The 14611-nt window shown below is 66.7% G+C and carries 11 protein-coding genes and 1 pseudogene; 2 read left to right on the top strand and 10 right to left on the bottom strand.

Annotated elements, in window-relative coordinates:
* The first annotated feature begins 148 nt into the window (after positions 1–148).
* Both ltrA and H6935_15590 read left to right on the top strand, forming a co-directional pair.
* Positions 149–1512, top strand: a pseudogene (ltrA, locus tag H6935_15595) (group II intron reverse transcriptase/maturase).
* 187 nt (positions 1513–1699) lie between these two features.
* On the top strand, positions 1700–3805 hold the full coding sequence (locus H6935_15590; GenBank protein MCP5279757.1) for a response regulator: 2106 nt from the start codon (positions 1700–1702) through the stop codon (positions 3803–3805).
* 21 nt (positions 3806–3826) lie between these two features.
* Here H6935_15590 and egtB read toward each other — a convergent pair whose 3' ends face one another.
* The 10 genes from egtB to H6935_15540 form a co-directional block, all read right to left on the bottom strand.
* Entirely contained in the window at positions 3827–5176 is a 1350-nt protein-coding gene (gene egtB / locus H6935_15585) for an ergothioneine biosynthesis protein EgtB (protein MCP5279756.1), read from the bottom strand.
* Positions 5177–5264: 88 nt separating this feature from the next.
* Positions 5265–5972: a glutamine amidotransferase gene (locus tag H6935_15580; protein ID MCP5279755.1), complete on the bottom strand. Its 708-nt coding sequence runs from the start codon at positions 5970–5972 to the stop codon at positions 5265–5267.
* Positions 5973–6126: 154 nt separating this feature from the next.
* Positions 6127–7311: a radical SAM protein gene (locus H6935_15575; GenBank protein ID MCP5279754.1), complete on the bottom strand. Its 1185-nt coding sequence runs from the start codon at positions 7309–7311 to the stop codon at positions 6127–6129.
* A 172-nt stretch (positions 7312–7483) separates the two neighbouring features.
* The gene (locus tag H6935_15570; GenBank protein ID MCP5279753.1) at positions 7484–8416 is read right to left on the bottom strand and encodes a TauD/TfdA family dioxygenase; all 933 of its coding nucleotides are present in this window, start codon (positions 8414–8416) and stop codon (positions 7484–7486) included.
* A 439-nt stretch (positions 8417–8855) separates the two neighbouring features.
* Positions 8856–9695 carry a DUF3365 domain-containing protein gene (locus H6935_15565; GenBank protein MCP5279752.1) on the bottom strand — a complete coding sequence of 280 codons (840 nt, stop codon included), beginning with the start codon at positions 9693–9695 and terminating at the stop codon, positions 8856–8858.
* A gap of 263 nt (positions 9696–9958) precedes the next feature.
* Positions 9959–10675: a methyltransferase domain-containing protein gene (locus H6935_15560; protein MCP5279751.1), complete on the bottom strand. Its 717-nt coding sequence runs from the start codon at positions 10673–10675 to the stop codon at positions 9959–9961.
* 130 nt (positions 10676–10805) lie between these two features.
* A complete protein-coding gene (locus tag H6935_15555; protein ID MCP5279750.1) occupies positions 10806–11942 on the bottom strand; it encodes a cysteine desulfurase in 1137 nt (378 codons plus the stop codon).
* The gene (locus H6935_15550) at positions 11939–12718 is read right to left on the bottom strand and encodes a class II glutamine amidotransferase (GenBank protein MCP5279749.1); all 780 of its coding nucleotides are present in this window, start codon (positions 12716–12718) and stop codon (positions 11939–11941) included. The genes H6935_15555 and H6935_15550 overlap by 4 nt, the downstream gene beginning before the upstream one ends.
* Before the next feature lie 6 nt (positions 12719–12724).
* Positions 12725–13897, bottom strand: coding sequence for an aminotransferase class I/II-fold pyridoxal phosphate-dependent enzyme (locus H6935_15545; GenBank protein ID MCP5279748.1), 1173 nt, complete (start codon positions 13895–13897; stop codon positions 12725–12727).
* A 37-nt stretch (positions 13898–13934) separates the two neighbouring features.
* A complete protein-coding gene (locus H6935_15540; protein MCP5279747.1) occupies positions 13935–14354 on the bottom strand; it encodes a DsrE/DsrF/DrsH-like family protein in 420 nt (139 codons plus the stop codon).
* Positions 14355–14611: the final 257 nt, after the last annotated feature.

The following is a 14611-nucleotide window of genomic DNA, read 5'->3' as shown; positions in this document are numbered from 1 at the left end:
GTGCATTGAAGGAGTGCGTTCTTACCCGGGGAGATCTCGCCTTACGCCTGAAAGGGCGACGCCGGAAGGCGGAGCGAGAAGTCAGCAGAGGCCGTAGTAGCTGCCAGTCAAGGAGCGAATGGCCGAACGAGGAGAAGTGTTCGAGGCCATGTCGATGTTGAACGCCAGGCGTCAGAAGTCCGCGCAAGCGGAGCGGGCGGGGGGAGCGCACGGTGAAGCCGGACGCGATCCTGTCAGCGACGAAGCGGCCAACCCGCGACGGGACACCGAGAGCACAGGGTCAGGGCTGCTCGCTGCGGCCCTGACGAGAGACAACCTGCGGCAAGCGTGGAAACGAGTCAAAGCCAACAAAGGGGCGGCGGGGGTGGATGGTCTGGACATCGAGCAGACCGGACGCCACCTCGTCACGGCGTGGCCGGAGATAAGGGAACAATTGCTGCGGGGGACGTACCGGCCCAGACCGGTACGACGGGTAACGATTCCGAAACCGGACGGCGGCGAGCGTGAGCTCGGCATCCCGACGGCCACGGATCGGCTGATCCAGCAAGCCCTGCTGCAAGTGCTGCAACCGATACTGGACCCCACCTTCAGCGAACACAGCTACGGCTTCCGGCCGGGACGGCGGGCACACGACGCGATGCTTGCGGCGCAGGGCTACGTCCAATCCGGCGGAGGAATGTGGTCGATGTCGATCTTGAGAAATTCTTTGATCGCGTCAATCACGACATCCTTATTGACCGTTTGGGGAAACGCATTGACGACGCCGGAGTGATCCGGCTGATTCGGGCGTACCTGCCCAGCGGCATCATGAGCGATGGCGTGGTGCTGGATCGGTACCAGGGCACGCCCCAAGGCGGGCCGCTGAGCCCGCTGCTGGCGAACGTGCTGCTGGATGACGTGGATAAGGTATTGGAGAAGTACGGCCATTGCTTTGCGCGCTATGCCGACGACTGCAACGTCTATGTACGCAGCCGGAAGGCAGGCGAGCGGGTGATGGCGCTACTGCGGCGGTGTTACGCCAAGCTGCGGCTCAAGGTCAATGAGGCCAAGAGCGCGGTGGCGAGCGTGACGGGAAGGAAGTTCCTGGGCTACAGCTTCTGGTTTGCCAAGGAAGGGATCAAGCGCAGGGTGGCCGACAAGCCGATGGCGACGTTCAAGCAAAGGGTCAGGCAACTGACCCGGCGCTCGGGCGGACGCAGCATGGCCGAGGTCATCGACAAGCTCAAACCTTACCTGTTGGGATGGAAAGCCTACTTTGGGCTGGCGCAAACACCGAAAGTCTGGCGGACGCTGGACGAATGGCTTCGGCACCGGCTCAGGGCGATCCAACTCAAGCACTGGAGGCGGGGTAGCACGATCTACCGGGAACTGATCAACCTGGGCGCAGCCGGACAGGTAGCAAGGCGTGTAGCGGGCAATTCCCACTGCTGGTGGAGAAACAGCGATGGCGACATCAAACGGGTGCTGACCATTGCCTACTTCGACAAACTCGGCGTACCTCGACTCTCATGACCTCAACTTCTCGAACCGCCCGGTGCGGACCCGCATGCCGGGTGCTGTGGGAGGGGCCCGGTCAGGTAACCTGACCGCCCCTATCCCGATTGGCCGCGATGCCAGCCATGGCATGGGTCGTGATTGGAGCCCGGAGCGCATTTTGGTGGTAACTTCATGGTTCCAAATCCCCGGGGAGACGTCGGCAATGAACGACCAACGTGCGCTGGTGGTGGATGACTCCAAGGTGGGCCGTCTGACCATGATGAAGAAGCTGGAGGCCATCGGCTTCAAGGTCGACCTGGTGGAATCCGGGCAGGAGGCCCTGGACTACCTGGACCGTCAACGGCCCGACATGATCTTCATGGACCACATGATGCCGGACATGGACGGCTTCGAGACGACCCAGCGGATCAAGGCCGCTCCCGCCACCCGGGACATTCCCATCATCATCATCAGCGGCAATGACGACGAGGACTTCGTGCAGCAGGCTCGCTCCATCGGTGCCCTCAACGCCATCAGCAAGCCGCCGGCCCCCGGGGTGCTGGAAGCCCTCCTGCGGGACCTGCCTCACCTGGCGGCTGCCCCTGCGCCAGCGGTCCCCACCACCAAGGCCGCACCCCAGGCAGCGGAGAAGCCCAGGGCCCCCGCCCTGGACCAGGCGGCGGTGCATGCCTTGGTTGAACGCATGCTGGGCGAGGCCATGGACCATCTGCACCACGACCTGCTGGCAGACCTGGGCAAGCAGATGGAGGTGGCCTTCGCCGACGAACGCAAGACGCAGCAGGACTGGAGCGAGGGCTGGCGCCTGCAACTGGACCAGGCCACGGCAGGGATGGACGAACTTCGCAAGGGCGCGGTGGCGGCCGAAGATCTGGGCCGGCGCCTGCAGGCCCTGGAACAAAGGCTGGCGCCGCTGGAAGCGGAGGCCGGCCAGCCCCAACCCGACATGGACGCCCTGGGCAAGACATTGGAGCAGCGTTTTGCTGCCCGGCTGGATGCGCTGTCGGCAGAGGTGCAACAGCTCGGAGAAGGCGTCCAGTCCGACGAGGCGGGACTGGAGCATCGCCTGGCCGAGGCCGAGCAACGCCTGGTGACGCTGGAGGGTGTCGAGCCCCCCCCCGCACTGGACGGGGAAGCCATGCTGGCAGCCATGGAAGATCGCTTGTCGCCCAGGCTGGAGGAACTGCGGAATACCCTGTTCACACATGTGGAGGAGCGTTCGTCCAGCGTGCTGCAAGAGGCCCTGGGCGCCATCGAGCCCACGGAGGCCGTGCCCGGTCTGGATGCGGATGCGATCCTGGCGGCCGTGGACGAACGCATGAACGCCAGGCTGGCGGATATGCGCAACGATTTCCTCGGCCAGATGGATGAACAGTCATCCAGGTTCCAGGAAGCCATGGGGGATGCCAATTCGGCTCTGGAGCAACGCTTCGCGGACATGGCGCAGCGGCTTGAAGCCATGGAGAGCGCCCAGTCCGAGGCGGACCAGGAGGAGCGCGCGGAAACCATCCTGGCTGCCCTGGATGAACGCATCGACACCAGGCTGGACGCCATGCGCAATGTGCTGCTGGCCAAGTGGGAAGAGCAGCAGCCCGCGCCCCCGGATGCTGCTGCCCTCGACGCCCTCGTGGCGCCGCTGCAGGAGCAGCATCAGGCCCTGAAGGGCGTGTTCGATGGCCAGCAGGCGCGTCTTGAAGCTTATGAGCAGGCCCATGCCGCCCTGCGGGAGGAAATGGCGGCCCAGGGCGAGGCAATGGGGGGGCGCATCGCGGAGGAGGGCGAGCGCATCCTGGCCCGCCTGGACGCGCAACAGGCCCAATTGGCGGCCGACCTGGATACTGAACGGACCCGGATGGAGGCCTGGGACGACGGCATGGCCCGCATCCTGGCCCTGGAGGAAAGGTTGCAGGCCCTGGACCAGGGCGGGTTGGACGCCAGTGCCCAGCGGGCGCTGGAGCAGCGCTTTGCCCAGATGCGGGAAGTGATCGGTGCGGTCCTGCAGCCGTCCTATCCCGGCCTGGATGCGGCTGCCGGCCTGGGCAGCGCGTCGCTCAAGGCCATGGAGAGCGAGATGGGGGAATTGCGGGAGCGCGTGAGCGAGACCCGGTTGCGTCAATTAGTGGCCGAGACCGTGGGCAGTGTCCCGGCGGTGACTGAGCCAGGCGCGACCCAGGCTGCAGCCCTGTCCCAGGAACGCATGCAGACCGAGGTGGATCAGCTCAAGGGCAAGGTGAAGACCCTGACCATCCTCCTGGCCGTAGGCGGGGTGGCCCTGCTGGCGGCCATGGGCCTGATGCTCCTGGGCGGGTGAGGATTACCTTCAGGCCAGGTATCAACGGGCGCATGTGCGGAAGCCCACGAACACGTCCCGTCGCTGGGGCAGGTAGGCCTGGCGGTAGCTGGCGCGGATGAGGCCCGACGACGTGGCAAAGGCGCCGCCCCGGGTGGTCTTGTGGGTGCCGAACTGCAGGGTGGACATGTAGGGGTACATGTCGTGGGTGAAGCCGGCGTAGGGCAGGAACGGGCTGGCGGTCCATTCCCAGGCCGTACCCAGCATTTGGCGGCAGCCGAAGGGGCTGTCGCCCGCCGCCAGGGCGGTGACCGGGGGCCGGGTGAGGCGGGCGGCGTCCATGTCCACCCGCGAGCTTTCCATGGCGTCCCCCCACGGATAGCGCCGCCGGGGATCGTCCGCTCGTCGCCCCGTGGCAGCGGCTTCCCATTCGAATTCCGTGGGCAGGCGCCGGCCCGCCCAGGCGCAGTAGGCTTCCGCCTCCCAGTAGCTCACGTGCATGACCGGTGCGTCGGTGTCCAGGGGCAGCCAGCGGTCGAAGTGCCGCTCCAGCCAGGCGCCGTCGGCCTTGCGCCAGTAGATGGGACAGGCGGGCGGTCCGGAGGTACCGGGCCGGGTGGGGTCCGGATCCTTCGGCGCCAGGGCCCGCAGCCACTTGCGCCCGCCCCAGCTCCACCATTCCGGGGTGCCGTAGCCGCCGGCCTCCACGAATGCCAGGAACTGGCCGTTGCTCACCAGTGTGCGGGCGATGCGGAATGCGGGCAGGTCCATGGAAAAACCGGGTTTCTCCGCGTCGAAGGCAAAGTCCTCGTCCGCCTGGCCGTTTGCCGGGCCGGTGATGGCCATGCCCATGGCGTAGCGGCCGGCGGGGATGTCCACGTCCCCCTGATTCCCCTCACCCGGGGGCTCGGCGGCGGATGGCGTCTGCGCGTCCATGAAAGGGGGCGGCGGGTAGCCCAGGGTCTGGCGCGCCCAGGTCATGGACTCGATATGCATGTGCTGGTGGGCGACGGCATAGCGGTACAGATAGCGGTCCCGGGGCGTCAGGGGGCGCCTGTCCAGGCACTCCAGCACCAGGTCCCGTACCCGGTCTATGTAGGCCAGGGTGGCCGCCCGTTCCGGCACCACGCCGGGGGCCCAGCGGTCCTCGTGGTCGATGTCGAAGGAATCCCACACCGGGTCCAGGCCGGGCATGAGGGGCGGCCGCCCCAGCCAGGGGCGCAGCAGGAAGGTTTCGTAGAAGAAGGCCGCGTGGCCCCCTTCCCACAGGGGCGGATTGATGCCCGGGTGGTAGGGCATGGCCTGTTGCCCTTCGTCGAGGCTGTCAATGAGGGCCACCTGGCGGGAAAAGGCCGATTCCACGGCCTGCTGGATGTTCCGGGGGGTGCGCATGGAGAATGTCTGGTATTGCGGGGTTGCCAGCAATTGTCCTGGTTTGGCGGGCCTTGCGCAGCCTACCCGACGTGCGTGGCCCGGCGCATCACCCCTGCCGCTCCAGCCAGTCGGAGAGCAGGGCCTTGCCCGCCGCGCGCAAATCCGGCCCCATCTCCTGGCTGCGCGCCCTCAGGCCGGGAATGTCGATGCCGGCGGCGGATAGCTCCCCCGTGTGGCCGATGAGCCACTGTTCGATGCGCCGGCTGTCCACCTCGGCGTGGAATTGCAGGGCCAGGGCGTGGTGGCCCAGGGAAAAGGCCTGGTTCGGGTAGAGCTCCGTGCTGGCCAGCAGGGTGGCATCAGCCGGCAGGTCGAAGGTGTCGCCGTGCCAGTGCAGCACCGGCTGTCCGGCCAGGTGGGCCAGGGGCGACGCGCGGCCGGCCTCGGTCAGCTTCACCTCGCCCCAGCCCAGTTCCTTGCGTCCGCCGGGGTACACCCGCGCCCCCAGGGCGGCGGCCATGAGCTGGGCGCCGAGGCAGATGCCCAGGGTGGGCCGGCCCGCCGACAGACGTGCTTTCAGGGCGGCGAGTTCGTCGTTGAGGAACGGGTAGCGGTCGGCTTCGTAGACGCCGATGGGGCCGCCCAGCACCACCGCCAGATCGGCGTCGCCGAGGGGGGCGGCCAGGTCCTCCAGGCCGGCTTCATGGTAGGTGACCTGCCAGCCCGCGGCGGCAAAGACGTCGCCGAACAGGCCCAGGTCCTCGAAGGCCAGGTGGCGGATGGCTGCCACGCGGCGGGTGGGGGGGGTATGCATATGGGTTCTCCCTAAAGAATGGTTACCGCGAAACAAGCGGGGAGGAGGCCCGCTTGCGGGCCGAATGGGTTCGCGCCGCAAGTGGCGCGCCTACCCGTGATTTCATGACACACAGGGGGTGACAATTCGCCATGCCCGTCAGGATGCGCGCCCGTCAGGGCATGATTTCCACGTACTCGTACACTTCATTGTCCACCAGCCGGCGCCGCACCGGCACGCTGAGACGGGCGAACCAGGCGTGGGGGTCGTGGCGGTCGATCTCGCGGCCCATGAAGCGGATCAGCTCGCAGATGGGCTCCACCACGCTGGCGCGGTAGCGCAGGTCGTTCTTCACGTAGCCCAGCCAGAGGTTCTTCATGCAGTTGCGCCGGCACCAGGAGAAGGCCTCGCAGGTCTCGCAGGGCATCTCTGGGGTGGGCTGCAAGGGGCTTTTCTTCAGCCAGTTGCCCTGGATCTCGCCCATCTTCATATCGCGGACGTACATCATGTCCGGGCAGGGGTAGATCTCGCCGTTGGGCATGACGTTGATGAGGTGGCTGGACACCCGGCACTGGGTGAGGCCCGCGTAGAGTTCCTGGCCGCGGTTGGGCAGGAGCTTGTTCCTCACCATGCCCATCACCGGGATCAGCGGGTAGAGCGTGTCGGTGGAGGCGAAGAACCGGTCGATGAGTTTCACCAGCACCGCCTTGCGCTTTTCCACCGAGTCGTCGGCGTACATCTCGTCGGCCACGAACTGCCAGTAGAGGTAGTCGATGGCCTCCAGGGAGGAGGCCAGTTCGTCCAGCTCCTCGAAGGTGGTGTCCGGGTTGCCCCAGGTGACCCGGGCGGTGATGGTGCCGCCCACCTTGTGGTGCACCTTGTCCAGGTTGCGGATCACCTGGCGCCAGATGCCCCGGCCCCGGTAGCCGTCGGTGGTTTCCTCGCCACCGTCGATGGACACCAGGATGTTGGAGAGCCGGCCCAGCATCCAGTCCGGCAGGTCGTCCAGCAGGGTGCCGTTGGTCTGGAGCTGGAAGCGGAACTCCGGGAAGCGGCGCATCACCGCCTCCATCATGTCCCGGTTCAGGGTGGGTTCGCCGCCGTAGAAGGTGACGTACACCTCCTTGCCCTTCAGGTGCCGGTCCACGAAGGCCGCGAGCTGGTCGATGTCGTACTTGAGCTCGGTCTGGGAGCCCAGCACCTCCCCCACCCCCAGGGAGCAGTAGGTGCACTTGAGGTTGCATTTCAGGGTGGTGAGGAGTTGCAGCTCCACCCGGCCCCCCAGGATGGGGTCGGGGTCGGATGCGGGGCTGGAGAAGGGCGCGGCGGCGGGGATGAAATCCAGGGTGTGGGTGGTCATGACAGTCCGTCTGAAATGGAGAAGCCAACCCGGCAGGGACGCCGGGGTCCAGGGGGATCAGCGGACTCAGGGGGGCGGGGCGGTCTTGGGCTGGGCCATGGGACCGAAGCGCAGCCAGCCCGTGGCCGCCTCCGGCACGAGCAGACAGGCTGCGCGTCTCGGTGAGCGGGTGCTACAGCCCATATACCTCGGCCACGCCGGTGCCCGCCAGGCGGTCGAAATAGCGCGCCCGGTAGTAATGGCGCTTGTGGGTGGCATCGTCGGTGAAGGCGGCCCGGTCATGCAGCACGTTGTTGCTCACCAGGCCCATGCCGGACTCCAGGCGGCCCCGGTAGACGTAGGGCGAATCGCCCGTGAGCAGGCTGTGCAGATAAGTCAGCGCCTCCCGGGCTACTGGCTCTTCGGTCCAGATGACGTTGTGGGCGCGGGCGGTGTAGCGCATGTGCAGGTCGCCTTCAGGGGTGATGCTGAACACGGGACCGGGTTCTTCCTGGCGTCCCACCGTGCCACCTTCGTCGATGCGGGCGGGGATGGTCATCACGTTGGGGGCCATGAGGGCGCGGATGTAGTCCGGGTTCTTCTCGCGCAACAGGAGGTAGGCCATCTCGTGGTCCATCAGGGCGTTCTCGCCGCCCGTGGCGGCCTGCTGCACCACATGCAGGTTGAGGCCGTGGATCTGCTTGTCGGCGGTGTTGTAGTAGCCGTCGGTGTGCCAGTGGATGGCACGGTTGGTATAGGGAATGTAGTGCTGGCGGATGCCTTCTTCCCGCACCGTGAGGGAAGTGAGACCGGTCTCGTCGGCCAGCCAGTTCTTGTTGATGTCCTGCAGGCCGAAACGGCGGGCCAGGGAAAGGGGAATCTCCGGGTCGGGGTCGGCGCCGGTCCTGCCGACATACAACGCCATGTTGGCCTTGCGGCAGCGGGCGAGCAGGGCATCGTGCTCCGCCTCGGTGAGGGTGCGGGGGTCGTTGATCTCCACCAACAGATCGCCGAGGCCCGTGGGGTAGTCCTTGAGTTTCGCGTCGCGCCAGCGCGGGTACAGCGCATCGTCATCGGGGTGGAAGGGGCTGGGAACGGCTGCGAATTGCTTCAGCGGTTGATTCATCGGCGGGCTCCGGTCATTGAATGGAGGATGTCTGCTTCATGCCCCGCGCCCCGGCAAGCGGGGACGGGGGCGAGGATCTGCTGCAAGGCGCCCGCAAGCGTACCTCCTCCCCCCCATGTCGAGAGGAATGGGAGGGGATTCCACATGCCGGATGCCCCGCATCGGGAGAAAGGACATACCAAGGGCGATACCTTATGCATTTGCCCGCGTGCCCTCCTTGACCAAGGGCAAGCCCCTGGGGGCATGGCTCCCCGCCCTTGCACGGGTAAGGCGCCTCACAAGGAAACGCCGGGCCGCCCCGAGTTTTCTTGACCCCCTCGGGGGGCGGGCTGGGCGCAGCCCGGCCCTGGGGGCGCTCAGAAACAAACGCCCTGGGTGGCGCCGGGGACGCGCAGGTGGGGGGACCGGCTTGCGCGCCGGCGGCGGCCTTGCGCCAGGCTCAATCTCCCACGGCGATGGAGACGCTCATCAGGCCGATGACGTCATCGACTTCCAGGCCATCCTTCTCGAAACCTACGATGTCCCGCGCGCCTTTTGGTTTGCCGTGGCAGGCGAGGCAAGGCTCCATGAGCCGGATCGGTTCCATGTGACGGAACACCTTCTGCTTTCCCCATTGTTCTGTCGTGGTCACCGGCGCATTCTCGCTGTGGCCGGCCTTTACATAGTGAATCAGCGCGGCGCGTTCCGTATCGTCGGGCACATTCACCGGACTGCGATAGGCACGCCCGGGCTGCTTGATGATGATGCCGGTCTTGGCGGCGAACACCTGGCCCATTTCGCGTTCCCATTTGGCCGGCAGGAAATTCTTCCAGCCGACACCCTTGGTGTTGATGCGGTCCTGGTTGTTCTCCATGACCTGCCGTCCGGCCTGGATCAGCTTCTCGATGATTCGCTTCTGGGTGGGCGTCGCATCGATCAGTTCGGCCTCCAGCGACGTGCGCCACGTCCTTTCGAAGAATTCGCCCGACAGGCCCTTGTCTCCCAGGGTGGGGTCAACGATCTTTCCCGCGTAGGCGAAGATGATCATCCTTGCGGCTATGACCGCCCTTGCCAGCTTTTCCGCCGTGGCCCGGGCCTCGGCGGCTGGAGATTTTTCCAGGAAGAAGGACTCCGCGTGGCCCCCCTTGGCGCGCACGCCGATCTGTTCTTCCGCGATGCCGGGCGTGGCCGACAACAGGGCCAGCACCCCCAGGGCCAGCGCGAGTCGTTTTATCAATCCGGGTGATTTGTCCGACGAACAATCCGGGCTCAACGAGCCCGCCGCTGCATGAACGGTCATGATGTGTCTCCTCGTATGGTGGTGTGTCCCTGGCCCGTTCCATTGCGGATAACCGGATCACGAGACAGCTTCATTCTGATCTCTTTTTTTTTGGGCAGGACCATCCCAGGATCGAACTACCTACAAAGTGGTAAGGGGGATTGATTGCGCGTTTTCCCCTGGTTGCCGAGGTGGGCGTGGTGCCATGGGGCAGGCCAGTTGCCGGGCCGGCACTGCGCAGGGCGGAAACGCTCGGCAGCAGGGCTGCGGGGGCCTGGGGGGCCTCAGGAGGAAGGCGTCTCGGGGCGGTGCCTGGCCCCGGCGGTCCGGGGCATGGAGGGCTGGCCCTCCGGGCGACCTGCCTGCACGGCCAGGAAGCCCCCCCAGGGCAGCGCGTTGGGCAGGCAGCGTTCCAGGGCACGGGCGACCAGCGCCCCCCCCGGAATAAAAACGGCCGTGCGCACCCGGATGTCTTGCAGCCCCAGGGATGCGAATGCTCCACGCACCTGGTCCGGGAGATGCCAGCTCGCGCCACGATAACCGCCCATGCCGCCGTTGCGGCCCTTCTGGCGCCACAGCAGACTGTGCCGGTTGAGCAGGCCCACCACCAGTCGCCGCCGGGCCACCCGGGCCATTTCCGCCAGGGCCCCTTGCCAGTCCGGCACGAAGCAGAGGGCGGTGACGGAGACCACCACGTCAAAGGCGCCGTCGGCGAAGGGCAGGGCGGTGGCATTGCCCTCCAGGTAGCCTTCGCCCCGGCCATGGGCCCTGGCGAAGGCCAGGCGCGCCGGGTCCAGGTCCAGGCCCATGACGGCCGAGGCCGGCTCGTCCCCCTCAAGGGCGGCGAAGCGGCGGGTGAACCAGCCGGTGCCGCAACCCACGTCCAGCAGGGTCTCGCCGGGCTGCCAGTCCAGCAGGCGGCGCAGCAGGCGGAATTCCGTTTCCCCCACCCATCGGCCTTGGGGCGTGTCGTACCAGGCGTCGTATTCCGCCGGGGTCATCGGCTCAGCCTGAAGCAACCGGGCAGGCGGCCCGCTTGCGGGCCGAACCGCGGAGCGCATGGATACGTACGAAATTCGGCCCGCAAGCGGGCCTCCCACGGCTGGTTTCATTCATCGAAATGGCCATCGCTCATGACCGTCTGGTGGCTTGCCAGGCGGCGATGAGGGCCCCGGCGGCCAGGTGGATTTCAGACTCCGTGGTGAAGCGGCCCAGGGACAGGCGCACGGCGCCGGCGGCCCGTTCTGCTGACAAACCCATGGCCCCCAGCACGCCGCTGGCGGCATGATGCCCCGCATGGCAGGCGGAGCCGGTGGAGGCGGCCACGGCTGTCGTGGTTGCCAGCAACTTCCAGCCCGCCACGCCGGGGAAGGAAACGTTGAGGGTATTGGGCAGGCGCTCCTTTTCATGACCGTTGAGGGCCAGGCCGGGAATCGCTTGGGCCAAGCGTCGGTGGAGGTTGTCCCGTAGCGCGTGGATGCGGGGGAACTCCGTGGCAAGTTCCTCCAGGGCCACCTGGGCCGCTTCCCCCAGGGCAACGATGTGGGGCACGTTCTCGGTGCCCGGGCGCAGGCCGCCCTCGTGGCCTGCGCCGAACTGGATGGGACGGATGGGCGTGCCGGCGCGCACATACAGGGCACCCACCCCCTTGGGGGCGTACATCTTGTGGCCCGCCAGGGTGAGAAGATCCGCGCCAAGTTCGTTCGCATCAACGTGTATCTTTCCCGCCGCCTGGGCAGCGTCCACGTGCATCAGGGCCCCGGCGGCATGGGCCGCGTCAGCGATGGCGCGGATGGGCTGCAGGGTGCCCACCTCGTTGTTGGCCAGCATCACTGAGACCAGGGCGATGTCTGGGGGTATGACCAGGGCGTCGGCCGTCACCCGGCCCGTGCCGTCCACGGGGATCACCTCCCCACGCCAGCCCCGGCCGGCCAAGTGCTGCATGGGTTTGGCCACGGCGGGGTGCTCCACGGCGGAATACATCAGCCCGGTGCGGCCGGACCCTTCCAGGGCCGAGGCCACCCCCAGGATGGCCAGGTTGTTGGCCTCGGTGGCACAGGCGGTGAACACGATCTCGCCGGGGGTGGCGCCGATGAGGGCGCCCACCTGGGTCCGGGCAGTTTCCACCGCGGCCTTCGCGCGCTTGCCATGGGCGTGGTCCGAGGAGGGGTTGCCGAAGCCTTCCCCGAGCCAGGGCAGCATGGCTTCCAGCACCCGGGGATCCACTGGGGTGGTGGCGTTGTAATCGAGATAGATGGGGGCGTTCATGCCAAGGAGGGCTCCGTGTTGTCGCTGGGTGCGGGGGGATGGGTAACGATGCGCTCCACTCGCCTCCCGGCACGGTAGATGCGCAGTTCGCCCGGTTCGAATTGCCTCCAGTCAGCATCGCCGGTCAAGGGTTCGGTGGCGATCAGCACCAAATGCTCCGGGCCTGAGTATCTTTCCAGGGCATGCAGGCGGTCGTGGCCGTATGCGGCCAGATAGTGGCCGTCGCTGAGCAGGAAGTTGAACTTGCCGTGACGGGCGATTGCTTCGCCGATATTACCCAGCATTGCCAGTCGCACGGTGTCACCGGCGTGCGCGTCATGCTGCCGCGTCATATGGCCGAGCAGATGGCAGAAGGCGAATTCCGAATCAGTCTCGCCCTCGGGCCGGCAGACGCGCGCCCGGCTGTCCGTTTCCAGTGCAACGATGTCCGGCACCATGCCGTTGTGGGCGAAGGCCCATTTCCGGCCGCAGCACTCATGCGTGAAGGGGTGGGTGTTGGCCAGGGTATTGTTGGGCGGAATACGTGCCTTGCGCACGTGGGCGATAAGCAAGTCGGCACGCACGGTGTCGATCAGCGCGGCGAAGCGCACGCTGGCGGAACCGGGCGCGGGTTCCTTGTCGAGCCGGAAGCCATCCGGGTGGCCCGCTTCGCGCCAGGCGACACCCCAGCCGTCCGGGTTGTCGGCCGTCGCGCCACCATGGCGGCGGAACTCGGCCAAGGGTACCTCGCGCCCCGCGATGGGACGGCTGGAGGAAAGGCCGAACAATTCGCACATGGCCGGTCAGCCCAGCGCCTGTTCCAGGTCGGCGATCAGGTCTTCCGCGTCCTCCAGGCCCACCGACAGGCGCAGCATGGCGTCGGAAATGCCTCGTCGGGCGCGTTCCTCCGGCGTCAGGCCGTGGTGGGTGGTGGTGCAGGGCTGGGTGACCAGGCTCTCGACACCGCCGAGCGACGGGGCCAGGGCGAACAGTTTGAGCCGGTCCGCAACGCGGGTTGCGCTGTTATTTCCACACTCGCCGCCGCCCTGCACTTCAATCGTCAACATGCCGCCGAAGCCTTCCATCTGCCGCTTGGCCAGCGCATGGCCGGGAAAGTCCGGCAGGCCGGGATAGAGCACCCGGGCAACCTTGGGATGCGCTTGCATGGCAAGGGCGAGCTTCATGGCCGTGGCGTTCTGCCGTTCCACCCGCACCGGCAGGGAACGCAGGCTGCGGGCGAGCTGGGCGGCGATCTCCGGAGCGATGGTCTGGCCCAGGTTCTTGCGCCAGTTCCACACCGGCATGACCAGCTCCTTGCCGCCCATCAGCGCCCCGGCGGTGAGGTCGGAATGGCCGCCCAGGTACTTGGTGGCGGAATGCACCACGAAATCCGCGCCCAGGGCCAGGGGAGTCTGGTTCACCGGCGAGGCGAAGGTGTTGTCCACCGCCACCAGGGCGCTGTGGGCATGGGCCAGGTCGGCGATGGCGGCGATATCGAACAGTTCCAGGGCCGGGTTGGTGGGCGTCTCGAAGAACACCATGCCCACGCCCTGTTTCAGGAGGTCCGGCAGACGCGCCATTTCGTCGCCCAGCAGCAGATGGGTGGGAATGCCCAGTTCCGGCAACTGGCTGGCGATCAGTTCCAGGCTGCCGCCGTAGGCGTCGCCCAGGCAGACGATGCCCCGGCGTCCGTGGGTGAGGAACAGGGCCGATTCCGCCGCCATGCCGGAACAGAAGGCCAGCGCGGCTTCCGCGCCCTCGATGGCGGCCAGCTTCGCCTCCAGAGCCTGGATGGTGGGGTTGAGGCCGTAGCGGGTATAGAGCGCGCCGGCCTTGCGACCCTCCACCACGTCCAGGATGGCGGCGGTGGAAGGGAACTTGAAGGTTGTGGTGGTGTAGATCGGGGTATGCGGCGAACCGTGCGGATCGACGATCTCGCCGGCGTGGACGCAGCGGGTTGCGAGGTGTTCGTTCATAGGGATGAGTATCGTGGTGTTGGAAGGGTATTTTGTTTCAGAAAGTGAGGTTCATGTCCGCCCGCATCACGACTTCCTTGTAGTAGCGGGCGGGCTCGGCCAGTCTGGCGCCGTCGATCAGGTTGCTCTCGCTCATGCCGAACAAGGGCACGTTCAGGGGGCAGGCCAGCACCTGGCCGCCTTCGTGGGTGAACATGAAGAACAGGTCTTCCACCGAGGGCACGTCCAGTTCATCCATGCGCTTCATCACCGCTTCGCCCACTTCCGGCTGATCGGGCAGGCAGGCCAGCGCGCCCACCCTGTCGCGGTGGACCGCGTTGACGCCGCGGGAACCGAAGTACACCGTCACCTCCGCCCCCTCCCTGAGCAGGGACAACGCCGTCATCATGGCGTTGAACACCTGGCACAGCTCGTCGTGGAAGCACATGACCGAAACCACCTTCTTCGTCGTTTCCATGATGTCTCCTTTTTAACCTGAGAACCTCGGTTGAACGCGCCCGAAGGCGGGGTTGCGCGCGTGTCTGGCACGAAGCGACGACGCCGCAGGGTCGTTCCCTGCAAGGAGGAGCGACACAGCCAGGCGCCCGCACAGACGCGAAAGCGGGCGTGTAGCGGGTTCACCCGAATGGTGGGCGCGACCGAAGGCACGTACTTCAGCAACCATGCGGCTTCACGAAGGCAAAATAGCGGTCAACCGAGGAATCAAGGTTAAAT

The sequence above is a fragment of the Thiobacillus sp. genome (genome assembly GCA_024235835.1).
In the GTDB taxonomy this organism is placed as follows: domain Bacteria; phylum Pseudomonadota; class Gammaproteobacteria; order Burkholderiales; family Thiobacillaceae; genus PFJX01.
This window is presented reverse-complemented; position numbering and strand designations above follow the sequence as displayed.